This is a genomic window from Burkholderia sp. RF2-non_BP3, from assembly GCF_001522185.1.
Lineage (GTDB): Bacteria > Pseudomonadota > Gammaproteobacteria > Burkholderiales > Burkholderiaceae > Burkholderia > Burkholderia diffusa.
Genome location: NZ_LOSU01000063.1, coordinates 168,281 through 190,394, shown reverse-complemented (window position 1 = coordinate 190,394; position 22,114 = coordinate 168,281). Strand labels below are relative to the sequence as shown.

Below are 22,114 nucleotides of genomic sequence, written 5' to 3'. Positions count from 1 at the left end.
CTGGGCGCGGCACACATCACGGTGAACAAGAACGCGATCCCGAACGATCCGGAAAAGCCGTTCGTGACGAGCGGGATTCGTCTGGGCTCGCCGGCGATGACGACGCGCGGCTTCGGCGCGGCGGAAGCAGAGACGGTCGGTAACCTGATCGCCGACGTCCTGGAAGCGCCGGAAGATGCGGCGACGATCGAGCGTGTGCGCGGTGTGGTCGCGGAGCTGACCAAGCGTTTCCCGGTCTACGGCTAAGTCGCGGCAATCGGGTTCAACCGCCAGCGCGGTTGAACCTCGTCCGCACCGAAACGACGTAAAAAAATCCGGCTCGCAAATCGCGAGCCGGATTTTTGCGCTGTGCGCGAACTGGTGTCGCGTCACACCGTCGGATCGACGTTCGCCTCGAGTTCGCGAATGCGCTCGTCATTGCGCGTGTCCTTGAGCATCGGCGGCCCGGCGAAGGTCTTGCGCACACCGAAGCCGTACCAGATGACCATCAGCGCCGCCACGAATGCGACGAGCACGTAGAGCACTTTCTCGTTCGGCGGCTGGATGCCGACGTATGCGAGCACGCAGGCGCCCACCAGTGCGAGCAGCGCGCACGGCTTCGACCAGATGCCCAGCTGGAACGGCCCCTTTTCGGTCCACGTGCGGCCTTCGGCGAGCATCCCCGAGCCGAGCGGCATCGCATACGAGATGAACAGGAACACGGCGCTGCCCGCGCTCAACACCGAGAACGCGTCGCCGTACAGCGTGACGACGATGGCAAGCACCGCGCACGTCCAGATCGCGGGCCCGGGCGTCCGGTGGTTGTGATTCACGCTGCGCAGCAGCTTCGACGCCGGCAGCCCGCCGTCGCGCGCGAACGCGTACATCATGCGCGACGTCGACATGATCGCCGCGAGCCCGCACACGTAGTTGATGAAGAACATCGCGAGTTCGAGGCACACGCGCAACGTCTTCGGAATCGGCGCGAGGATGGCTTCGAAGAAGCCGGTGCCCTGTTTCATCGCGGCGGTCAGGTCCGGCATGACGAGCACGAACGCGCACACCATCACGTAGCCGAACGCCGCGGACCAGAACACCGAGCCGATGATGCCGCGCGGCACGTTCTTCGCCGCGTCGTGCGTTTCTTCAGACGTGTGCGCGGATGCGTCGAAGCCCGTGATCGTGTAGGTCACCAGCAGCAGGCCGGACAGGAACGCGAGCGGCGTGGCCTGTTTCGGCCAGGCGCCGCCGTCGACGCCCGTGTAGTTGGTGAAGGTGACGAGCCGATGCAGGTCGAACGCGACCGGCGAGTAGGCCAGCAGCGACACGACCAGCGCGATCGTCACGACGAAGATCAGATAGCCGGACAGGTCGGTGATCTTGCTCGCGATCCTGATGCCGCGTGCGTTCAGGACTGCCTGCGAAAGGGTGATGACCGCGATGAACGCGGTCTGATGCCACCATGTCAGGCTGTCTGGGCTGACGCCGAACATCGGTGCGATCAGCGTCTTGAAGAACGGATCGTAGGTGCCGAAGTTGATTGCCGCGATCACGAAGATCAGGCCGATCAGGTTCAGCCATGCCGTCATCCACCCCCATTTCTTCCCGCCGAGGATCGCGCCCCAGTGATAGAGGCCGCCGGCGGTCGGAAACGCGGACGCGATCTGCGACATCGACACCGCGACGATCAGCGCGAACAGCGAGCCGAGCGGCCAGCCGAGGCCGATCGATGCGCCGCCGGCCGCGGAAAACGCGAGCTGAAACGCCGTGATGCCGCCCGACAGAATGCAGATCACCGAAAACGACACGGCGAAGTTCGAGAAGCCGTTCATGCGTCTCGACAGCTCCTGCGCGTATCCCATCTTGTGGAGAAGGCTTACGTCACTGTCGGTGCCTGTATCAGGCTGGATTTTCGCGTCCATGTTCGCTCCGTCACGAATGTCCTGCGAGGCAGGACCGTCATCGCTGCCCGGGCCCGGCACGGCGGCCCGCTCCTGGAATTCGTCGGCGGCGCGCGATGTCATGCGGTGACGACGGTCGCGTGCCGGTCCGATACGGGAACGGTATGAAGCCAAATCTCGCGGCGATATCGGATTTCGGCAATGCGGTGAAACTCAGGATGCGTGCACCGTTCGGGGGCATCACATGGCGGGGTGAAGTTTTGTAAGAAATCCGTACGGACCGGGGCGTGAGTCGGCCGGGGAATACCCGGGACGGCCTACTCGATTTGCTGCCGGCCGTGTTTCGGTCCGAAGCGCGCGCGGTAGTCGCGCGGCGTTATCCCGACCCGCTTCGCGAACGCACGTTGCAGTGCATCCACGCTGCCGAACCCCGAACGTTGCGCGACCCGTTCGAGCGGCCAGTCTGCCCGCTCCAGCAGCACCTTCGCGCGCTCGACGCGCGCGGCCAGCACGAATTGCGCGGGCGGAAGCCCCGTCTCCTTGAGGAAATTGCGCGCAAACGTCCGCTCGCTCATGTGCAGGCGCGCGGCCAGCGCGGCGACGCCGAGGTCGCCGGTCGGGTCGTCGGCGATCGACGTGAGCAGCGCGCGCATCGGCGGTGTCGCGTTTGCCTGGATGTCGAGGCCGACGCTGAATTGCGCCTGTCCGCCGGGGCGGTGCATGAAGAGCACGAGCTCGCGTGCGACCGCGAGCGCGGTCGGCGCGCCGCAGTCGGCTTCGACGAGCGCGAGACACAGGTCGATGCCTGCCGTCACGCCGGCCGACGTATGAAACGGCGGATCGCTCACGTAGATCGCATCCGGCTCGACCCGCACGTCAGGGCATAGCGCCTGCAGCGTCGCACACTGATTCCAGTGCGTGGTTGCGCGCCTGCCGTCCAGCCATCCGCCCGCGGCGAGCACGAACGCGCCCGTGCAGATGCTCGCGATGCGCCGCGTGTTCGCCATCCGGGTGCGCAGCCACGGCAGCACACCGGCGTTCGACGCCGCGTGTCGCAGCGCCGCTTCGCTGCCGCCCGCGACGACGATCGTGTCGATGCGTTCGGGCAAGGCCGCAAGCGCGGTCGGGCCGGCAAGACGCAGGCCCGCATGCGTGACGATGTCGCGACCATGCTGTGACGCGAGCGTGAGCCGATAGCACGGGACATGGCCGGGAAGGTGACGGTTCGCGACGGCGAACACTTCCATCGGGCCCGTGATGTCGAGTGACTGGACGCCTTCGAAGCCGACGACGACGATGTCGCGCGCCGAACCGGTTGACTGGGACATGGCGGAAAGTGCGGTGGAGTTGTCCTTGTGACCGCGAGCATGATCCTTGTAATTTTCCGGACATGCAATCGATTGACTCGGGTGGGCGATGCGGGAACGGAACAGAAACGGGGCGGCACGCGTGGCAATGGTGCTGATCGTGTGCGCGGTGCTGGGCGCGTGCATGTCGGGGCAGCCCGGGCCGTCGGTCGCGCACGGCGCCCGAACGGTCACGCAAACGCTGACCGTGAACGCACCGAAAGCGGGTCGCACGCGGCCGCTCGTTGCGATCGTCGCGGACAACGCAGGAACGGAGACGACCGATTTCATGGTCCCGTACGCGGTTCTGAAGACGTCGGGCGCTGCCGATGTCGTGGCTGTGTCGGTCGACGCCAGCGCGGTCGAACTGATGCCCGCCCTGCGGATGCTGGCCGATACGACGCTCGACCGATTCGACGCGGCCGTGCCTTCGGGGGCCGACATCGTGATCGTGCCTGCGCTGCATCGAGCCGACCGGCCGGCCGTGCTGGCATGGCTGCGCAAGCAAGCCGCTGCCGGCGCCACGATGGTGGCGATCTGCGATGGCGCGGCGGTGCTCGCGAACGCCGGGTTGTTGCGGGACCGTATGGCGACCGCGCACTGGTACTCGCGTGCCGGGCTGCGTCGCCGTTTTGCCGATACCGCGTGGCTCGACGATCGACGCTACGTGATGGATGGCAACGTGATGACGACGGCCGGCGTGTCGGCGTCGATTCCCGCGTCGCTTGCGTTGGTGAATGCACTGGCGGGGCCGGCGGTGGCGCGCGAAGCGGCACGCAACATCGGCGCCGAGGGATGGAGCGACGTTCACGACGGCAGCCGGTTCGGTTTGACCGCGCGTGCCGTGGCGACCGCGCTGACGAATCGCGTCGCGTTCTGGCGGCATCGGACGTTCGACCTGCCGGTCGCGAGCGGATTCGATGAACTCTCGGTTGCGCTCAGCGCCGACGCATGGGCGCGGACGTGGCGCAGCGACGTCGTCGCAACGGCGGACGCGCGCGTGATCGAATCGAAGCACGGGCTGCGCCTCCTGACGCAGCCGGCCGATACCGGCCACCCGCGCGTCACGATTCCCGCGGGACGGCGGGGTGACGGTGTGCTGCCCGGTGTGCTCGGAGACGTCGCGGCGCGCTACGGCGACGCGACGTCGGACTGGGTGGCCCTGCAACTCGAGTATGCGCGGTAGCGGCTGCGGCGCTGATGGACCCTCCGAAGCAAACAACGCCCGAGCGGAATGATGTTCCGCTCGACGAGCCCGGCGTGTGCCAGCGGAAATGCGCGCAGCCCATCGCGCGCGCCTTCCACCGACTTGCATTCGGCGTTGAGCGCGAACGCGGGCGATGCGTCGTGACGAACGAATTGCATTCAGACCGTTGCCGTTCGCCGCTCCGTCAGCCGATCCCACAGCATTCCGGCGCGGCTCCCGCTTCCGCAATACGCGAGCACGGGCTTCGGCAGCGCATCGACGAGCGCGCCGAACGCATCGACTTCCGCGTCGCCGATCCGGTCGCGTTCGACCGGCAGATAGCGCGCGTCGAGGCCGAGTTCGCGCGCGGCGGCGGCGATTTCCTCGAAGGCCGGCTGATCGGCGCTTTCGCCGTCCGGCCGGTTGCAGATCACCGCGCGAAAGCCCGCGTTGCGGATCGCCTTCAGGTCCGCCGGCGTGATCTGTCGCGATGCGGCGAACCCGGTCGCCGTCGCGGCACGGCATTGCTCGAGCGCGCGCGCGAAACACGCGATCGCGAAATCGACGTCCTGCTCCGTCGTGAAGCGGCCGAAGCTGACGCGCACCGTGCGGCTCGCCGCTTCGGCGTCGAGGCCGATCGCGGTCAACACGTGGGACGGCGCGCCGCTCATCGAATTGCACGCGGAGGTCGACGACACGGCGAGCGCATCGCCGAGCATGAACGGGAAGAAGCCCGGCACATTCACCGTGAGGCTCAACGTGTGCGGGATGCGGCGTGCCGCCGCCGCGTTGTGCGTGATGCCGCCGAGCGCGAGCAGCGCGTCCTTCAGGCGTGCGCTGAGCGCCGCGATCCGCACGGCTTCGCGCTCGAGTTTTTCGGCGGCCAGCTCGCAGGCGGTGCCCATTCCGACGATCTGGTGCGTCGCGAGCGTGCCCGAGCGCAGGCCGCGCTCGTGTCCGCCGCCGTGGATCTGCGGCGCGATGCGGTCGGCGATCTCGCGGCGGACGAACAGCGCGCCGATGCCCTTGGGGCCATACACCTTGTGCGCGGACATCGACAGCAGATCGATGCCGAGCGCGCGCACGTCGATCGGCGTCTTGCCGAGCGCTTGCGCGGCGTCGACGTGCAGCAGCGCGCCGGCCGCGTGCACGATGCGCGAGATCGCGCCGATGTCGGTCAGCGTGCCGAGTTCATTGTTGACGAGCATCAGCGACACGAGGCCCGTGTCGGGGCCGATCGCCGCGGCCACGGCGTCGACGGTGATTTCGCCGTCGGCGGTGGGCGACAGGCAGGTCGCGGTCATGCCGCGCTTCGACAGGTTCGCCATCGTGTCGAGGATGGCCTTGTGTTCGATGCGGCTCGTGATCAGGTGGCGCTTGTCGGTCGCGGTCTCCGCATAGCCTTTCAGCGCGAGGTTGTTCGATTCGGTGGCGCCCGACGTCCAGACGATCTCGTCGGCATCCGCGCCGATCAGCGCGGCGACCTGCGCGCGCGCATGCTCGACTTTTTCCTTCGCCAGCCGGCCGGCGGCGTGCGAGCTCGACGCGGGATTGCCGAAGATGCCGTCGGCACCGAGGCAGGCCGTCATCGCTTCGATCACGCGGGGATCCGCGGGGGTGGTGGCCGCGTAGTCGAGGTAGTGCAGCGGGGTGGTATCGCTCATGTCCTTCTCTGGCTCGTTCTTTTCGTAACGGGAGAAATGATACGAGGAGGAGCGGGGAAAAAGGATCCAAAAACGGTTGGATGTTCGCCAATTTGAAGAAAAATATTCCATCGAAGCCGATCTGGATGGAATCGGATCCTGTCGCCGCCTGGGGGCACCCGGCAACGATCCGTCGATGTCCATGAGGGATTCCCCCGGTGACGCACGCATCCGCGCCGTTTCGCCGGTGCGCGCCGCGCGTTCCGCGCTGTCCGCTGACGTCTCCCGCAGCGATCCGCCGATTATTTGCGTTTCGCGAATGGCGCGTTCGCCGGTTGTTCCATACCCGATCTGCGTGCGCGCACCTATCGTTCGGGCGTCGGCTGATTGAATTCGACGCCTGCAACCGGACAGGCGGCCGCCACTTCCTCGCGACTCACGTCGCATCGCACACACAAGACAACGGACCCGGCTCATGCACGGACGCCCCCGGCGCGTGCAGGCGGACCGGTCCACGGAGACGGACATGAAAGCAAACGAGTGGGATACCTCCTATGAGTGGAAGGCGGTGACGCTGCTGGCGCTCGGTTTCGGGCTGGTCGGCCTCGACCGCTGGCTCATCGCGCCGCTGTTCCCTTCGATCATGAAGGATCTGCACCTGACCGCGCAGGATGTCGGCAACTGCATCGGCGTGCTCGGCCTGTCGTGGGGCATCTTCGCGGCGCTGATGGGCGGCATTTCCGACAAGATCGGCCGCCGCAAGGTCCTGATCCCGGCGATCATCGCGTTCTCGCTGCTGTCCGGCTTCTCGGGGCTCGCGGGCGGGCTGCTCGGCCTGATCGCGATCCGCGGCCTGATGGGCGTCGCCGAAGGCTCGTTCTGCCCGACCAGCTTCGCGGCCACCGCCGACGCGTCGCATCCGCGGCGGCGCGGCCTGAACCTCGGGCTGCAGCAAAGCGGTTTCGCGCTGTTCGGGCTCGCGCTGTCGCCGATCATCGCGACGCAGCTGCTCAACGTCGTGTCGTGGCGCTGGGTGTTCGCGCTCGTGGCGATTCCCGGGCTGATCCTCGGCGCGATCATGTTCTTCGTGATCCGCGAACCGACGCGCGCGAAGGAGGTGGTGACGGAACACGCGCCGGCGTCGCTCGGCCACGTGCTGAAGAGCCGCAACATCCTCGTCGCGATGGCCGCGCTGTGCTGCGCGATGACCGGCGTGTTCGTGCTCGGCGCGCTGTTGCCGCTGTACCTGACGGATTACCTTGCGCTCGGCACGCAGAAGATGGGCCTCGTGGTGTCGGCGATCGGCTTCGGCGGCTTTCTCGGGCAGTTCGGGCTGCCGGGCCTGTCCGACCTGGTGGGCCGGCGCCTCGCGAGCATCGTCGGTTTCGCAGGCACGGCGGTGATGCTCTACGTTTTCCGCGGGCTGGGTCCGCAGCCGCTCGTGCTGTTCGCGGTGCTGTTCGTCGCGTCGTTCTTCACGCTCGGGCTGGTGTCGCTGCTCTCGGGCCCGGTGGCGACCGAAGCCGCGCCCGTCGGCCTCGTGTCGACGTCGATCGGCGTGGTGGTCGGTTGCGGCGAGATCTTCGGCGGCGGCATCGCACCGGCGATGGGCGGCTACGTCGCCGCACACTTCGGGATCCAGAACATTCTGTGGTTGCCGATGGGCGCAGTGCTGCTCGGCATCGTGGTCAGCCTGCTGCTGCGGGAAACCGCGCCGGCCGTGCTGCAGCGTCGCGTGGGCTTGCAGCCGGAGCTGTCGGCGGGCAAGCAGCCGTAATGTATCGCGCGGCGTTACCCGCGCCTGGGGCGCCGGCGGGATTGACACCCGCCCGGTGACAGTGTGACGCGTTCGGCTTGACCCACCCGGCCGGCCGGTGCGGTTAGACTGCCGGTTTCGCTTTCGGAAAGGGCGCAGCATGGACCGGTTTCTGAGCATCGAGGCGTTCGTCAGGGTCGCGGAGGCGAGCAGTTTCGCGGAAGCGGCGCGACAGCTTGGGGTCACCAGTTCGGTCGTGACGAACCGCATCCAGCAGCTGGAGAAGTTCGTCAACGCGCCGCTGTTCCATCGCAGCACGCGCCACGTGCGCCTGTCCGAAGTGGGCGAGACGTTCTACCGCGAATGCGCCGAGGTGGTCGGGCGCGTCAACGAGCTGACCGACCAGATGCGCGAACTGCGCGCGACGCCGACCGGACGGCTGCGTATCCAGATGCTGCCCGGTTTCGCGCTCGACCACTTCGGCGTGCCTCTCGCCGAGTTCAATCGCCGCTACCCGGGAATTCAGCTCGACATCATCGTCAATGACCGTGTCGTGGACCCTGTCGAAGAAGGGTTCGACATCGCGTTCCAGATCTTCCCGCCGATATCCGAGTCGCTGATCGAGCGGCGACTGTTCGTGGTCCGACGCCTCTTCTGCGCGGCGCCGGCCTACCTCGAAGCGCATGGTGCGCCACAACATCCCCGCGAATTGCTGCAGCACACCACGGCGCTGTATTCCGGCTATCCGTCGCGCAACCGCTGGACCCTGACGCGCGGCGACGAGGTCGTCGAAATGGAGTTGCCCGGCATGATCCGCTCGAACTCCGTGCACCTGCTGCGCGAATATGCGCTGACCGGCGGCGGTGTCGTGTGCCTGCCCACGCTGGTTGCGAGCGACGCGCTGGTCGCGGGCCGGCTGGTGCCCATCCTCACCGATTTCCAGATCGCGCCGCTGAGCTTCGCCGCCGTTTATCCCGCAACGCAGCGACAGGCGTTGAAGGTGAAGGCGCTGGTCGAATTCCTCGTCGAATACATCGGCGACGAGTCGCCGTGGGACCGTCCGCTGCTCGAGCGCGGCTGGGTTCGCTGAACGAAGCGATTATTCGCGAATCGCAAATGCCGTAGTCGCGGTCCGTTGCCTTGTTGAGGGGCGCCCTTGCCCCTAGAGTTGAATCCAACAAGCGGTTCAACTCAGGAGACAGCAATGACCGACACGGCATTCCACACCGTCTTTGGCTCGCTCGACAGCCACGCCAAGGGCGAGATCGAAATCACCAGCGGCAGCGCAAAACACTACGCCTTCTCGAACGTCTTCGAGATCGCATCGAAGTCGGCGCCTTACGAAAAGGTCGTCGCCGGCAAGAACCTCGAATACGTGATCGAAGTGCTGCGGACCGAAGGCCAGTCGCCTTGGTTCGCGTGCGCGCACGACGAATTCGCGATCCAGATGGATGGCGAAGTCCGCATCGAATTCATCAAGCTCGACAACCCGCCGACCACCGGTCGCGGCACCGTGAGCGCCGGCACGCAGCCGGCGGGCCGCGAGATGGGCTACGTCGTCCTGCGCAAGGGGCATCAGGCACTGCTGCCGGCCGGCTGCGCGTATCGCTTCGCAGCCGGCACGCCGGGCGTCGCGCTCGTGCAGACCGTGCTCGGCGAGCTGTCCGTCGAGAAGTGGGCCGACATCTGCCTGCACTGACACATCCGACTGCCCCGTTCAAATATTCCAGGAGACACGTTATGGCCACCCTCGAGACCCTCGATCTTTCCGCCGGCTTCGCCGCCGATCTGGTGCAGGCCACGGAAGCCGATGCCGTCACCGGCTACCGCCGCTTCCAGCTCGGCGAGTTCGCGTTCCAGCGCGACGAATACTTCGTGAAGATCAGCTGGCCGGCGAAAGGCCGGACGCGCACGCATGCGATGCCCGCGGACGCGTTCCTGCGCGCGATGATGCGCGACGTCGCATGGGGCTTCTTCTACGGCTGGGTGAACTTCGATCACGTGTTCGGCACGCGCAATCACTACGGCAAGGTCGACGTCTACGCGGGCACGTTCAACGGAATCCTGAAGGAAGCCGGCGTCGACTACACCGAGACGTTCGAAACGCCGACGATCATGGCGACCTTCAAGGCCATGCTGCACGACTGGACCAACGAAGGCTTCGATCCGTTCGCCGCGCCCGAGGAAACCGGCACGGCGTTCGGGCGCAAGCACGGCGAGAACGGCGCGGCGATCGACCGCACGCGCATCGCGACGCGCCGCATGCCGGGCCTCGAAGGCGACTCGCCGCTGCGCGACGCGCTGCCGGTCAACCGCGCGTTCCTCGACGTCGGCCAGGACGAGCCGGAAGTGCACGTGAAGCCGGGCTTCGAAGGCGAACTGCACGCGTTCAACCTGTTCAAGTACCTGTCGCGTTCGGACGTGACGTGGAATCCGTCGGTCACGTCCGTGTGCGGGCGCAGCCTGTTCTGCCCGACGACCGAGGAATTCATCCTGCCGGTGTTCCACGGCAACGACCGCGTCGAATGGTTCCTGCAACTGTCCGACGAAATCGTGTGGGACATCGGCGACAAGAACACCGGCGCGCCGCGCGCGCGCATCACGATGCGGGCCGGCGACATCTGCGCGATGCCCGCCGACATCCGGCACCAGGGCTACTCGACCAAGCGCTCGATGCTGCTGGTCTGGGAAAACGCGACGCCGGACCTGCCGCAGCGATACGAGAGCGGCGAGCTGGCGCCGTATCCGATCGCGTTCTGAGCAGCACTTCAGCAATAAATCGAGGACGATTCATGCAAACCCAACTCTTCATCGACGGGCGCTTCGTCGATGCCGTCGAGCGCGGCACCATCGACGTGCTCAATCCGCACGACGGCTCGCTGATCGCGAAGATCGCCGCGGCCACGTCGGCGGACGTGGACCTGGCGGTCGAAGCCGCCACCCGCGCGTTCCCGAAGTGGTCGGCAATGGCGGCGGCGGAACGCGGCCGGTTGCTGCTGCGCCTTGCCGACGCGATCGAAGCCAACGCCGAGGAACTCGCGCAACTGGAATCGCTGGACACCGGTCATCCGATTCGCGATTCGCGCGCGCTCGACGTGCCGCGCACGGCAGCATGCTTCCGCTACTTCGGCGGCATGGCCGACAAGCTGCAGGGCTCGGTGATTCCCGTCGAAACCGGCTTCCTGAACTATGTGCAGCGCGCGCCGATCGGCGTCGTCGGCCAGATCGTGCCGTGGAATTTCCCGCTGATGTTCACGAGCTGGAAGATGGGCCCGGCGCTGGCGGCCGGCAACACGGTCGTGCTCAAGCCGTCGGAGATCACGCCGCTGTCGACGCTGCGCATCGTCGAGCTGATGGCCGAGGTCGGGTTCCCCGCGGGCGTCGTCAATATCGTCCCCGGCTACGGTCACACGGCAGGCCAGCGGCTCGCCGAACATCCCGGCGTCGGGAAGATCGCGTTCACCGGTTCGACGGCGACGGGCCGCCGGATCGTCGCGGCCTCGCAGGGCAACCTGAAGCGCGTGCAGCTGGAGCTGGGCGGCAAGGGCGCGAACATCGTGTTCGACGATGCGAACCTCGATGCCGCCATCAACGGCGCCGCGTGGGCGATCTTTCACAACCAGGGGCAGGCGTGCATCGCGGGTTCGCGTCTCGTGCTGCATGAACGCATCGCCGACGCATTCCTCGAGCGCTTCGTGTCGCTGGCTTCGTCGATCCGCGTCGGCAACCCGCTGGACCCGGACACCGAAATGGGCCCGCTGACGTCGAAGCAGCACCTCGATCGCGTGCTGTCGTTCGTCGATGTCGCGCGCGAGCAGGGCGGCCGCGTGCTTGCGGGCGGCAGCGCGCCGCAGGATGCCGCGCTCGCCGACGGCTACTACGTGCGCCCGACCGTCATCGAAGCGAAGAGCGCCGCCGATCGCGTCGCGCAGGAGGAAGTGTTCGGCCCGTTCGTCACCGTGCTGCGCTTCGGCAGCGACGAGGAAGCGCTGTCGATTGCCAACGCGACCGAATACGGGCTCGGCAGCGGCCTGTGGACCAACGATCTGTCCCGCGCGCACAAGATGGCGTCGCGGATCGACGCGGGCATGTGCTGGATCAACTGCTACAAGCGCGTGAATCCGGGCAGCCCGTTCGGCGGCATCGGCAAGTCGGGCTACGGCCGCGAGATGGGCTTCGAGGCGATGCACGACTACACGGAAGCGCGCTCGGTGTGGGTCAACGTCGACGGCAAGGTGCCGCCGCACTTCAAGCGTTGAGGCTGAAATGGAGCGCTTCGTCTATCAGGGAACGCCGTCGCGCGTCGTGTTCGAATGGGGCGCGCTCGAACGGCTGCCGGACGAGCTGTCCGCGCTCGGCGCGCAGCGGGCGCTGATTCTGTCGACGCCGGAACAGCAGCCGCTCGCCGAACGGGTCAGGCGCGTGCTCGGTGCGCGCGCGGCCGGCGTATGCGCGCAGGCCGTGATGCACGTGCCGATCGAAGTCGCGCGTGCCGCGCGCGAGATGGCGGCCGAGCTGGGCGCCGACTGCTGCATCGCGATCGGCGGCGGCTCGACGATCGGGCTCGGCAAGGCGATCGCGCTCGAGTCGTCGCTGCCGATCCTCGCCGTGCCGACGACCTACGCGGGCTCGGAAATGACGCCGATCTTCGGGCTCACGGAAGGCCGGCTGAAGCGCACCGGGCGCGACGCGCGCGTGCTGCCGCGAACCGTGCTCTACGACCCGTCCCTGACGCTGTCGCTGCCGCCGGGGATTTCGGCGGCGTCGGGCGTCAATGCGATGGCGCACGCGGTCGAAGCGCTCTACGCGGAAGATGCGAACCCGGTGATCAGCCTGATGGCCGAGGAGTCGATTCGTGCGCTCGGCGAGGCGCTGCCGGCGATCGTTCGCACACCCGACGACCGCGAAATGCGCAGCCGCGCGTTGTATGGCGCATGGCTCGCCGGCACGTGCCTCGGCGCGGTCGGCATGGCGTTGCACCACAAGCTGTGTCATACGCTCGGCGGCACCTTCAACCTGCCGCATGCGCAGACGCACGCCGCGATGTTGCCGCATACCGCGCACTACAACCATGCCGCGGCGCCCGACGCGCTGCGCCGTGTCGCGCGTGCGCTGGGCGGCGCCGAGGCGGCCGACGCCGGCCCGCTGTTGTTCCGGCTGAATCGGCAACTGGGCCTGTCGCCGGCGCTTGCCGATATCGGGATGCCGGAAGCGGGCCTCGACGAAGCCGCCGACCTCGCCTGCCGGAATCCGTATGCGAATCCGCGGCCGATCGAACGTGCGCCGATTCGCGAATTGCTTCAGCATGCGTGGGAAGGGCGCGAGCCGCATTGAGCGGCCGGCCGCATCACAGGAGACGAACGTGACGAACGATCTTCATGACGACGGCGACACGCGGCTGACCGAGCAGGTCGTCGCCAGCTTCGACGATACGCCGAACCCGCGCTTGCGCGTGCTGATGCAGAGCCTCGTGCGGCATCTGCATGCGTTCGTCCGCGAGACGGAGCTGACCGAGGCCGAGTGGATGGCCGCAATTCGCTTCCTGACCGAAACCGGGCAGATGTGCGACGACGTCGTGCGCCAGGAATTCATCCTGCTGTCGGACACGCTGGGCGTGTCGATGCTGGTCGACGCGATCAACCATCGCTTCGCCACCGGCGCGACGGAAACGACCGTATTCGGCCCGTTTTATATCGAAGGCATGCCCGAGCGCGCGTATGGCGAGAACATGGCCTTCACGCCCGGCACGCCCGTCGTCGTGCACGGTCGCGTGCTCGCCACCGATGGCGCGCCGGTGCGCGACGCCGTGCTCGACGTGTGGCAGACCGCGGAAAACGGCATGTATTCCGGGCAGGACAAGGCGCAGCCGCACGGCAATCTGCGCGGCCGCTACCGGACTGACGCTGAAGGCCGTTATGCGATCACGACGATCCTGCCGGTCAGCTACCCGATTCCGACCGACGGCCCGGTCGGGAAGATGCTCGACGCGACCGGCCGTCATCCGTGGCGGCCCGCGCATCTGCACTTCATGATCGACGCGCCCGGTTATCGCAAGCTCGTCACGCATCTGTTCGACGAGGAGGATGCGTATCTGAAGTCGGATGCCGTCTTCGGCGTGAAACCGTCGCTGATGGTTGCCTATCGTCCGCGTGCGGCGGGCGATGAACTCGCGCGCCGCGTCGGTTTGACGGGCGCATATCGCGAAGCGACGTACGACTTCGTGCTCGACCGGAGTTGACCGACATGGCGCGATTCTTTGCAGTGTTTGCGACGGACCAGCCCGGGATGCGCGACGTGCGCGACCGCGTGCGGTCCACGCATCGGACGTACCTGCGCTCCGCCGCGCAGCACGGTGTGTATGTTCGGCTCGGCGGCCCGACGCTCGATCCGCAGGGCGATGCGATGAACGGCACGCTGCTCGTCGTCGAGGCGGACGACATCGATGCGGTGATGCAGTTCGTCGGCAACGATCCGTACGTGAAGGAGGGGCTGTTTTCGCGGGTGGAGGTTCGACCGTGGGATTGGAGCCTCGGCAATCCCGAGCGGAGAGCGTGAGTCATGGGTGCCGCGCAACTCTGCCGCTTCTCCGATGTGCCGGACGGTGGGGCGCGGGTCGTCGACGAAGCGCGTATCGGGCGTCCCGTCATCGTCGTGCGACGTGGGGAGCAGGTGTGGGCGTATGTGAATCGTTGCCCGCATTTCTCGGTTCCGCTCGATTTCGTGCCGGGCAACGTTTCCTGCTACCGGTCCCAGGTGCTGATGTGTGCGCATCACAGCGCGCTGTTCAGGTTCGACGATGGCGTGTGCATCGACGGCCCGTGTTCGGGTGCCGGGCTGGAAGCCGTGGCTGTCGAGGTCGATTCGGCGGCCTGGGTGATTTGTCGGGGCGCTTGATTCGGAAGGTCGGATTGCCCAACGGCAGTCGGGACGCGCGGTAATCGCATTGCGCGGGATGAAATCGGGAATGAGCGGGATTTCATTCGTTCTGTTAAATCAGTAAAGCTAATCAAATACGAGTTTTTCCGACCCGGATGTATGCGAAGCCGGGCCGGGGGAGTCGTTGTTTCACGAAGCATCGGGCGAGACCCGCGAGACAGCGGGCGGCCGGTTCGCATTGACAGAAAAAAGACGGAGACACAATGAAACTGAGGTTTGGAGCAGTCGCGATGCTTGTCATCGCGCAGGGTGCGCACGCGCAGAGCAGCGTGACGCTGTTCGGTTTGATCGACAGCGGCATCTCGTATGTCAGCAACGAAGGTGGTGGAAAGAACGTCAAGTTCGACGACGGCATCTTCACGCCGAACCTGTTCGGCTTGCGCGGCACGGAAGATCTCGGCGGCGGATATCACGCGACGTTCGCGCTCGTGAACCAGTTCTCGATGGCGAACGGCAGCATCATCGGGACCGGAATCTTCGGGCGCAACGCATACGTGGGCATCGAGAGCGACCGGTTCGGCGGCATCAGGCTGGGAAATCAGTACGACTTCATGGTGGATTCCCTGTTTGCGAAGGGGAACGCGATCTCGATGGATCTCACGGGGCTGTACGGATTCAGGAATGGCCCGTTCCAGCGTCTCGCGCTGCCGGGCAATCCGACCGGCGCATTCGACTGGGACCGCACGGCAGGCAGCAAGCCGGTCGCGAATTCGGTCAAATACAGCTCGCCGACGATTGCCGGGTTTTCCGGAGGCGTGATGTATGCGTTCGGCGGCGTGGCCGGTTCCGTCGGCGCGGACAATACCGTGAGCGCCGGGCTGAACTACGAAGTCGGGGCGTTCGGTATCGGTGCGGCCTATACGAACGAGAAGTATGGTCCGGCGCCGGGTACGCCGTCGACCAGTGTGCGCAACTGGGGCGTCGGGATGCACTACGACTTCGGCGCGGTCACCGCGAAGGCGCTGCTGACGACCGTACGCAATTCGTTCAACGACGCAGGCGTGTGGATGGCCGAAGCAGGCGGCGTGTGGCGCATCAGGCCGGACGTCTTTCTCGGCGCGAAGTACATGTACATGAAGGGCAACGAAGCCGTGAACGACAACCATGCGCATCAGGTCAGCGTCGCGTTTCAGTACCTGTTGTCGAAACGGACGATGGTTTACGTGTCCGCGGATTATCAACGCGCGAACAGCGGCGCGAACGCGCAGATCAACGGCGTGCTCGATCCGAACGGGGCGTCGAGCTCGGCGAGTCAGGCCGTCGCGCGCGTCGGGGTGCATACGATGTTTTGACGGGGCGCCGGGCGGAACTTGCGTCAAGGTCCGCCTCCGCACCGGACTACCTCGCGGCGGACGCAGCCTCCTTGGCCTTGTCCTGCTCCGCCGCGAGTGCCGCGTCTGCCGCCTGCGCGCGCTGGATGGCCGGGCGCGCCAGCACGCGATCGATATAGGCGCGAATGCGCGGCGTCTCGGGCACGAGCTTGAACATCGTGGTCCAGTTCAGTGCGGAGCCCCACAGCACATCTGCGGCCGTGAAGCGCTCGCCCAGCAGCCAGGGCCCCGTTGCCAGTTGCGCATCGATCGCGTTGATGACGGCATCGAAGTCGCCGTACGGCGACGTCGAATAGGCCGCGGGCGGACGATTCATCGAGCGGTCGACGATGGCCGGCTCGAAGCACGAGCCATAGAACGTCATCCAGCGCAGGTACGGGCCGCGCAGTGAATCGCCGGGCGCCGGCGACAGGCCAGCTTCCGGATACAGTTCCGCCGCGTACATGTAGACGGCGGGCTGCTCGGTCACGATCACGTCGCCGTGACGCAGCGCGGGCACCTTGCCCATCGGGTTGAGACGGAGGTATTCGGCGTCGTGATGTTTGCCCGCGGAGAGGTCGAACGCGTGCAGTTCGTAGTCGGCGCTCAGTTCCTCGAGCAGCATCCGCGCGCCGGCCGATCGGCTGCGCGGGGAGTGGTACAGGGTCAGGTGACGGTCTTGCGGCATCGCGGGCTCCGGTATGCGTTCGGGACAAATATGGAAATGTAGGACGGCCGCGCGGCTTCGTCTTGGAAAAATCCGCTGCGGCGGTGCATCATCATGCGGTCATCTCAACGGTTCGTCACCATGGCCGACTTGCGTAACGTGACCGAGACGCCCAAAGGCGTCGTCGGCCCGAAAGCCTTCAATCAGCGCTTCCGCCTGAATCGCTATTACCCCTGTGCCGAACTGGCCGGGGTGCTGGATCATCACTGGATCGTCGAATGGGATCTGCGCGACCAGCCGCCGTACGTGCAGCGCACGCTGCCGTATCCGTGCGTGAATCTGGTGTTCGATCGACGCCGGACGGGGATCTTCGGTGTGGTGTCGGGGGCGTTCGAGACGACGCTGGCCGGCGCCGGCAGGGTGATCGGCTTGCGGTTTCGGCCGGGGGCGTTCCGGGCGTTCTTCGGCAAGCCGGTGCATTTGTCGACCGACAAGGTGCTGCCGGTGTCGACGCTGCTCGATTGCGGCGATGCGGAAGCCGAGGACGCCGTGCTCGGTGCCGAGGATGATGCCGGGATGGTGGCTGCCGCGGAGGCGTTGCTGTTGCGGGTGCTGCCGCCGGCCGATCCGCAGGTCGAGCGCATTCATGGCATCTTGCAGATGCTGCAGCAGGACCTCGGGCTCACGCAGGTGCGCGATCTGGCCGAGCGCGCAGGGTTGAGCGAGCGCACGCTGCAGCAGCTCTTTTCCAACCATGTGGGCGTGACGCCGAAGTGGGTGATCTGCCGTTATCGCCTGCATGAGGCCGCGGACAAGCTCGCCGGCGGCGAGCCGGTCGATCTCGCGGAACTGGCTCATTCGTTGGGGTATTTCGACCAGGCGCATTTCACGCGCGATTTTCGGAAGCTGGTGGGGAAGGCGCCGGCGGAATATCGGCGGGAGGATGGTCGGGGATGAGGGTGCCGGCTCCCGATCGGCGACCGCACCATGGGTCATTTCACACCGTGGATGCGTTGCCGGTCATTCCGCCCTATAGTGCTCGTCGTTGACCGATCTGCCAGAAAATCAGGAGTTCGTCGTGCCGCACAGGAAATCCAAGTTGGGTCGCTCGAAATTCGCGTGGGCCGTTGCCTTGGCGGTGATGCTGGCGCCAGTGGCGGCGCATGCACAGGCGGCGTCTGTCGACGGCTCGACGCGCAACGCGCCCGCTGTCGGTCAAGACACGTCGCGCGTACGGCCGATTGTCGGCGACGATCCGGTTGCCATCCGGGATGCGCTGAAGAAGCAGCATTTCAGCGCCGCCGCACCTTCCTTGACTGCACGGGTTCGCGGCCTCGTCTCCAACGCGACCGACCGGCACGGCCCGAATCCCGACCTGACGCCCATCAATCTCGATCGTGACGTGACATTCGTGGTGCCGGTGCGGTATGGGCTGAGGTATCAGTCGCAGCGGCACCTGTTGACGCTGGACGTCGACCTGTTCGACGCGGAGCGCGACGACCGGACGCGCATCCTGCTCAGAAAGGTCACGACGGGGCCACGAGGGCGAGGGCTCGTGATCGCACCCGAAGCGAAGGCAAAAGGATATATCCAGCAGGTCGACATCATCGAGCTCGAGTCCGGGCAAGGGAAAAAGAGCACGGTTCGCAGCCGCATGCGGATTTCGCCTGCCGTGTACGCCCAGGCGCATGGCGACTTCGCGCTCGTTTTGTCGGGGCGCCTGGTTAGGCCTTACCTCACCGAACAGACCGAGCATGCCGATCCGAGCATCGAGGAGCCGACGGACATTACGACCCGGATCTCCAGGTTGCACATGGATCTCCAATCCATCTCGCTGGTGAGCCCGTCGAGCGGGGTCGTGCTGTCGAAGAAGCTGAGTTTGTCGAAGTAGCGATTTTCTTGGGCGGGGAGGTGATGTCGATCGGATGCGGGGTGTCCGTAGCGGTGCTGGATGCGGCCGCAGCAGCTGACGCGACGCTCGAGGTCCGTTTCGCGGCGCTCGCGCACGACCTCGGCAAGGGCGTGACGCCGGCGGCGCACTGGCCGAAGCACCACGACCATGAACGACTCTGCGTACCGCTGGTGAAAGCCATTTGCGCGCGCTGGCGCGTGCCGGCCGCGTGCCGAGACCTGGCGCTCACCGTCTGCCAGGAGCACACGCTCGTGCATGGCGTCGCCCGCCTGCAGGCGGCCACCATTGTCAGGCTGCTGTCCCGCATGGGGGCGTTGCGCCGACCGGAGCGGCTGGACGCCGTGCTGCTCGCCTGCGCATGCGACGCGCGCGGACGACTCGGCTTCGAGCATCAGGCCTATCCGTTCACCGGTTTGCTGCTCTCGCCCATGATAGCGGCGCTTGCAATGAGTTTGAGTCCCGCGTCTGTCATCTCGAACGCGCTGAGGCTGAGTAACACTAAAATCTGAGTGGCGATATTCGCTGGGCGATGGGACGACTATGTCGCTGTCGAGGATGGCTCCGGGGGCTTGGCTCACCGACAGCTGCATAGAAGTACGTCACTTCATGGCTCATGTCGTGGAACTCTGTGCTGACCGTGCGGCGATGTAACACGGATACCTCGTGACATACATCGCCATGACCGGGACCGATTTGTCGTACAGTGCGCCTACCGGAGTCTCGGTCGCTAGCACGCGAGCCTTTCGGACTGTTTCCTCAATGAAGCCTTGCAGCCGCTCGCTTTGTGAAGCTAGTACGGACTGAAGGTAGATGTTAGGAGTATCGGAATTAAACAGCGTTTGGACGGCCTCGACTAGGCGAATCACCAGCAGTTTCTCAAGAGAATCCGCGTCTACATCATCCCTTGCAAACAAGGGGGCGAATGCCGTTTCGATGAACTGAAATAGGGCTTGCGCGGTTGCCCCATGAGCGAGGATATATATTGCTGCATCGGCAATGACGCGAGCAGTACTCACAGCCTCAACGGAGCGTTCTGAAATGTAGCGCAGAAGCATGCCGAATGTGCCATTCGTGGGTCCAAATGGGGCATGGGCAGTCCATACCACGTCGCCAGCCGTGATTGCTGTATGCGTCCTTCGTCTAGCGATTCCTGACATTACGAACCGATGATACGACTCCCGAGCACAGTGTCCACGCTGAGTTGCGACGCTGCAAAACAGTTGCGGCCATACTCCGCGAATGTTGGCCACGACTTTGCCAAGCTCGCGCAGACGACCATCGAGCGTCAACAGCAGTGCATGCTTTTCCAGGCAGAGAAGTAGCGTGTCGTAAGACTCGCTATCCAGCGCCTCCGCGAAGCGGGGAAGGTCTTCAGGCAACTCCTCGGCTCCCCAGGACGGAGCGATTTCGCAATACTCGTCGACGCACTTGCGGAGCCTCTCGAGATAGGCTCTACGCCCTTCGTGATAACCCTCCCCATAGTGAACCATCGCAATCTGCCCGTTCGTCTCGGTCATATGGCCTACCGCTCTATCGGTGGCCGCGAGCTCGATGAGCCTATCAAGCACTTCTACCGAGGAGGTCGATATGTACACCGGCTTAACTAGCGAGAGCGCTGACTCCATGCCATTTACGACCAGTTCGTTTATGGCAGTCAAATCCACGACGAGCGGTCCCTCCCATGACTTGAGTAATCCCTCAGAAGCAGCCTGGTCCTCGAAGGTTCCGCTACAGGCGTAGAGCTTTGGTCCGGGCTCTGCAGGCCAGTCAGCAACCATGACGAGAGAGGAAACACCGAGGAGCTTGGCGACGACTCCGATGGTGACCTGGCCTTGGGCGTATCCGTCGAGCGCTAGCTTTGTTCGCTCGGTGCGTGCTCGAAGCATCGATTGCATTAGGCTAAGGTCGAGTTGACCGTCCTCGCGCGTCTGCATTTCGATGGACGTTATTGGTCCGCCGGGGATGACCGACTCGCGAACAAGTTTCTCGGCGTGCGCCGCGAGGGCCATATACCCGGAATTGATGTCGACAACTGTATAGTCGTGGGCGATACCTAGTCCATCCGCGAGTTGAATTACGTCGCCCAACATTTTGCCTTCGAGTGCGGCGTAGGTCGGGTCCGAAACCGATATGAAATGAGCCGCCTTGGGTAAATCAGTCAGGTCGGATGGGTCGATGATGAGCTGACGCGTTGTATTGCCGACTGATAGCGTGACTGCTGTGGCGGGACCAATGCGGAGAGGTTTGGTCGGGCGCCGTTCCGGCTGCATGGTAAGCACGTTGCCAAGATAGATGCTTGCCACGTCCACGTCGGCAAGTGAACAGCGAAATACTTGATATAGGCGCTTGAAGCCTCGTTCCGCATTGCCGAACTCGATTTCAAATCTGGCTAATTGCGCGCGGCTCTTCGTTGAGCCCTGTAGGTCCAACGGAATTTGCTCTCGGATGAGGCGCTGTACCGCTTGGGGTTGGCGCTGGCGTAGCAGTACTGCGGCCCGGAAAGTCCAGGCCTCAGCACGTCCGGGGTGCGCCTTCAATTGAAGGTCACTGAGCCGCGATAGTTCCGTCCAATCGTTGGCGCCTTCTGCCAGCTCCAGCGCTAGTGCGCGAATATCGGCATCATCGATAGCGGTTGGGGGGAACTCCTCAAGCATTCGCAGCGCCTTCCGCCGAAAGCCACCTTTGACCAACGCTTCGAACAATAGTTTGTGAGGCTCGCTTACGATGCCTCGAGGGAGTATCTTGCCGAGCCGCTTGGCAGCTTCACTATAGAGGCCTACTGCCACACAGGCGCGGGATACCATGATGACTTCGCGCGTCGAACTTTCGTCATGCAAGGCTTTTTCGAGTGACCGCACTGCGTCGATTGCCCAAGTTGCCTTCCGTCGAAATGCAATATTTGCGACGATGATTTTCGCTACCTTCGATGTCATGCTGCTAAAAGCATCGAACGATAAAACTGCGTCAAGCTGCTCGTCGCTTCCGCTGGCTGCGAGAGCAAGCCATTCGAATGCCCGCAGTTCTTCGTCGCGTTCCCGGTCATTTGGATTGCGCTCACGAAGAATCGTATTGATACGCGTCAACGTCGTGAGGTCGCCAATCTCGGCCGCCATTTCAGCGACCATCATTTGTCCCTGTTCGTCGAGGACCTCGACATGTTCGCAGCCGAACTTATAGCCAGCGGTGATATTGCCGTCGGCTTTGACTATGGCCTCCAGACAGATGCGCGCGAGTTGGCCTTCAGCGGGAAAGCGTTGCACACCTTTCAGTAGAAAGTCCTTCGCGTCTTCCGGCTTGCCTGTCATAAGGTATGCGTACCCAACGCAGGCGATAGTCATTGCTGTCGATAGTCCACCCTGACGATTCCAGATATGCTTGTCGACGGGTTCGAACAACTGCAAGGTCTCGGCCAGTTCATGCAGTATTTGCTCGGAAACAATCCCAGCGCCAGCAAAGACGCCATTGGCTGTTGCCATGT

Annotated in this window: 20 protein-coding genes and 1 pseudogene; 16 read left to right on the top strand and 5 right to left on the bottom strand. The window is 65.0% G+C overall.

The window, feature by feature from the left end; all coding sequences use genetic code 11:
* Nucleotides 1-246: pseudogene (glyA, locus tag WS45_RS29315) on the top strand (serine hydroxymethyltransferase); the annotation flags it as partial.
* Nucleotides 247-368: 122 nt separating this feature from the next.
* On the opposite strand, the gene WS45_RS29310 reads toward glyA, so the two are convergent.
* Complete coding sequence (locus WS45_RS29310) at nucleotides 369-1,901, bottom strand: amino acid permease (RefSeq protein WP_059702962.1); 1,533 nt, start codon at nucleotides 1,899-1,901, stop codon at nucleotides 369-371.
* A gap of 296 nt (nucleotides 1,902-2,197) precedes the next feature.
* Nucleotides 2,198-3,208, bottom strand: a complete 1,011-nt coding sequence (locus WS45_RS29305; RefSeq protein ID WP_059702943.1) for a GlxA family transcriptional regulator — start codon at nucleotides 3,206-3,208, stop codon at nucleotides 2,198-2,200.
* A gap of 88 nt (nucleotides 3,209-3,296) precedes the next feature.
* Between WS45_RS29305 and WS45_RS29300 the strand changes: the two genes are divergently transcribed.
* The gene (locus WS45_RS29300; RefSeq protein ID WP_059702941.1) at nucleotides 3,297-4,412 is read left to right on the top strand and encodes a DJ-1/PfpI family protein; all 1,116 of its coding nucleotides are present in this window, start codon (nucleotides 3,297-3,299) and stop codon (nucleotides 4,410-4,412) included.
* Between the two features lie 179 nt (nucleotides 4,413-4,591).
* Here WS45_RS29300 and WS45_RS29290 read toward each other — a convergent pair whose 3' ends face one another.
* Complete coding sequence (locus WS45_RS29290) at nucleotides 4,592-6,076, bottom strand: aminotransferase class V-fold PLP-dependent enzyme (protein WP_059702937.1); 1,485 nt, start codon at nucleotides 6,074-6,076, stop codon at nucleotides 4,592-4,594.
* A 76-nt stretch (nucleotides 6,077-6,152) separates the two neighbouring features.
* Between WS45_RS29290 and WS45_RS35485 the strand changes: the two genes are divergently transcribed.
* From WS45_RS35485 to WS45_RS29240, 11 genes are all read left to right on the top strand, one after another.
* Nucleotides 6,153-6,446 (top strand): hypothetical protein, encoded by a 294-nt coding sequence (locus WS45_RS35485; protein WP_156437338.1) that lies wholly within the window; start codon nucleotides 6,153-6,155, stop codon nucleotides 6,444-6,446.
* Between the two features lie 135 nt (nucleotides 6,447-6,581).
* Nucleotides 6,582-7,832 carry an MFS transporter gene (locus WS45_RS29285; RefSeq protein WP_059702960.1) on the top strand — a complete coding sequence of 417 codons (1,251 nt, stop codon included), beginning with the start codon at nucleotides 6,582-6,584 and terminating at the stop codon, nucleotides 7,830-7,832.
* A 139-nt stretch (nucleotides 7,833-7,971) separates the two neighbouring features.
* Nucleotides 7,972-8,901: a LysR family transcriptional regulator gene (locus WS45_RS29280; protein WP_059532357.1), complete on the top strand. Its 930-nt coding sequence runs from the start codon at nucleotides 7,972-7,974 to the stop codon at nucleotides 8,899-8,901.
* Nucleotides 8,902-9,015: 114 nt separating this feature from the next.
* Nucleotides 9,016-9,510, top strand: coding sequence for a hypothetical protein (locus WS45_RS29275; protein WP_059702935.1), 495 nt, complete (start codon nucleotides 9,016-9,018; stop codon nucleotides 9,508-9,510).
* 41 nt (nucleotides 9,511-9,551) lie between these two features.
* Nucleotides 9,552-10,571, top strand: a complete 1,020-nt coding sequence (locus WS45_RS29270; RefSeq protein ID WP_059702933.1) for a hypothetical protein — start codon at nucleotides 9,552-9,554, stop codon at nucleotides 10,569-10,571.
* 32 nt (nucleotides 10,572-10,603) lie between these two features.
* A complete protein-coding gene (locus tag WS45_RS29265) occupies nucleotides 10,604-12,070 on the top strand; it encodes an aldehyde dehydrogenase family protein (protein WP_059702930.1) in 1,467 nt (488 codons plus the stop codon).
* A gap of 7 nt (nucleotides 12,071-12,077) precedes the next feature.
* Nucleotides 12,078-13,145, top strand: a complete 1,068-nt coding sequence (locus WS45_RS29260) for a maleylacetate reductase (protein WP_059702928.1) — start codon at nucleotides 12,078-12,080, stop codon at nucleotides 13,143-13,145.
* 28 nt (nucleotides 13,146-13,173) lie between these two features.
* Nucleotides 13,174-14,049 (top strand): intradiol ring-cleavage dioxygenase, encoded by an 876-nt coding sequence (locus WS45_RS29255; RefSeq protein ID WP_059702958.1) that lies wholly within the window; start codon nucleotides 13,174-13,176, stop codon nucleotides 14,047-14,049.
* A gap of 5 nt (nucleotides 14,050-14,054) precedes the next feature.
* Complete coding sequence (locus WS45_RS29250; RefSeq protein ID WP_059532344.1) at nucleotides 14,055-14,366, top strand: YciI family protein; 312 nt, start codon at nucleotides 14,055-14,057, stop codon at nucleotides 14,364-14,366.
* Nucleotides 14,367-14,369: 3 nt separating this feature from the next.
* Entirely contained in the window at nucleotides 14,370-14,705 is a 336-nt protein-coding gene (locus tag WS45_RS29245) for a Rieske (2Fe-2S) protein (protein ID WP_059532341.1), read from the top strand.
* Nucleotides 14,706-14,950: 245 nt separating this feature from the next.
* Nucleotides 14,951-16,039, top strand: a complete 1,089-nt coding sequence (locus WS45_RS29240) for a porin (RefSeq protein WP_059702926.1) — start codon at nucleotides 14,951-14,953, stop codon at nucleotides 16,037-16,039.
* Nucleotides 16,040-16,085: 46 nt separating this feature from the next.
* On the opposite strand, the gene WS45_RS29235 is transcribed toward WS45_RS29240, so the two are convergent.
* The gene (locus WS45_RS29235) at nucleotides 16,086-16,745 is read right to left on the bottom strand and encodes a glutathione S-transferase family protein (RefSeq protein ID WP_059702924.1); all 660 of its coding nucleotides are present in this window, start codon (nucleotides 16,743-16,745) and stop codon (nucleotides 16,086-16,088) included.
* A gap of 120 nt (nucleotides 16,746-16,865) precedes the next feature.
* On the opposite strand from WS45_RS29235, the gene WS45_RS29230 reads away from it, so the two are divergent.
* From WS45_RS29230 to WS45_RS29220, 3 genes are all read left to right on the top strand, one after another.
* Nucleotides 16,866-17,681 (top strand): helix-turn-helix domain-containing protein, encoded by an 816-nt coding sequence (locus WS45_RS29230; RefSeq protein WP_059690398.1) that lies wholly within the window; start codon nucleotides 16,866-16,868, stop codon nucleotides 17,679-17,681.
* A 121-nt stretch (nucleotides 17,682-17,802) separates the two neighbouring features.
* Nucleotides 17,803-18,615, top strand: coding sequence for a hypothetical protein (locus WS45_RS29225; RefSeq protein ID WP_059702956.1), 813 nt, complete (start codon nucleotides 17,803-17,805; stop codon nucleotides 18,613-18,615).
* 23 nt (nucleotides 18,616-18,638) lie between these two features.
* Complete coding sequence (locus WS45_RS29220) at nucleotides 18,639-19,145, top strand: HD domain-containing protein (RefSeq protein WP_156437337.1); 507 nt, start codon at nucleotides 18,639-18,641, stop codon at nucleotides 19,143-19,145.
* Between the two features lie 102 nt (nucleotides 19,146-19,247).
* Here the strand turns inward: WS45_RS29220 and WS45_RS29215 are convergent, their stop codons facing one another.
* Nucleotides 19,248-22,112 carry a tetratricopeptide repeat protein gene (locus tag WS45_RS29215; RefSeq protein WP_059702921.1) on the bottom strand — a complete coding sequence of 955 codons (2,865 nt, stop codon included), beginning with the start codon at nucleotides 22,110-22,112 and terminating at the stop codon, nucleotides 19,248-19,250.
* Nucleotides 22,113-22,114 lie beyond the last annotated feature (2 nt).

Bases quoted from the DNA above. Each gene is read 5' to 3' on its own strand.
- WS45_RS29280 (WP_059532357.1), top strand. From the start codon at position 7,972: ATGGACCGGTTTCTGAGCATCGAGGCGTTCGTCAGGGTCGCGGAGGCG.
- WS45_RS29240 (WP_059702926.1), top strand. From the start codon at position 14,951: ATGAAACTGAGGTTTGGAGCAGTCGCGATGCTTGTCATCGCGCAGGGT.
- WS45_RS29305 (WP_059702943.1), bottom strand. From the start codon at position 3,208: ATGTCCCAGTCAACCGGTTCGGCGCGCGACATCGTCGTCGTCGGCTTC.
- WS45_RS29215 (WP_059702921.1), bottom strand. From the start codon at position 22,112: ATGGCAACAGCCAATGGCGTCTTTGCTGGCGCTGGGATTGTTTCCGAG.
- WS45_RS29265 (WP_059702930.1), top strand. From the start codon at position 10,604: ATGCAAACCCAACTCTTCATCGACGGGCGCTTCGTCGATGCCGTCGAG.
- WS45_RS29290 (WP_059702937.1), bottom strand. From the start codon at position 6,076: ATGAGCGATACCACCCCGCTGCACTACCTCGACTACGCGGCCACCACC.
- WS45_RS29310 (WP_059702962.1), bottom strand. From the start codon at position 1,901: ATGGACGCGAAAATCCAGCCTGATACAGGCACCGACAGTGACGTAAGC.
- WS45_RS29270 (WP_059702933.1), top strand. From the start codon at position 9,552: ATGGCCACCCTCGAGACCCTCGATCTTTCCGCCGGCTTCGCCGCCGAT.
- WS45_RS29275 (WP_059702935.1), top strand. From the start codon at position 9,016: ATGACCGACACGGCATTCCACACCGTCTTTGGCTCGCTCGACAGCCAC.
- WS45_RS29285 (WP_059702960.1), top strand. From the start codon at position 6,582: ATGAAAGCAAACGAGTGGGATACCTCCTATGAGTGGAAGGCGGTGACG.
- WS45_RS29220 (WP_156437337.1), top strand. From the start codon at position 18,639: ATGTCGATCGGATGCGGGGTGTCCGTAGCGGTGCTGGATGCGGCCGCA.
- WS45_RS29230 (WP_059690398.1), top strand. From the start codon at position 16,866: ATGGCCGACTTGCGTAACGTGACCGAGACGCCCAAAGGCGTCGTCGGC.
- WS45_RS29250 (WP_059532344.1), top strand. From the start codon at position 14,055: ATGGCGCGATTCTTTGCAGTGTTTGCGACGGACCAGCCCGGGATGCGC.
- WS45_RS29235 (WP_059702924.1), bottom strand. From the start codon at position 16,745: ATGCCGCAAGACCGTCACCTGACCCTGTACCACTCCCCGCGCAGCCGA.
- WS45_RS29245 (WP_059532341.1), top strand. From the start codon at position 14,370: ATGGGTGCCGCGCAACTCTGCCGCTTCTCCGATGTGCCGGACGGTGGG.
- WS45_RS29300 (WP_059702941.1), top strand. From the start codon at position 3,297: ATGCGGGAACGGAACAGAAACGGGGCGGCACGCGTGGCAATGGTGCTG.
- WS45_RS29260 (WP_059702928.1), top strand. From the start codon at position 12,078: ATGGAGCGCTTCGTCTATCAGGGAACGCCGTCGCGCGTCGTGTTCGAA.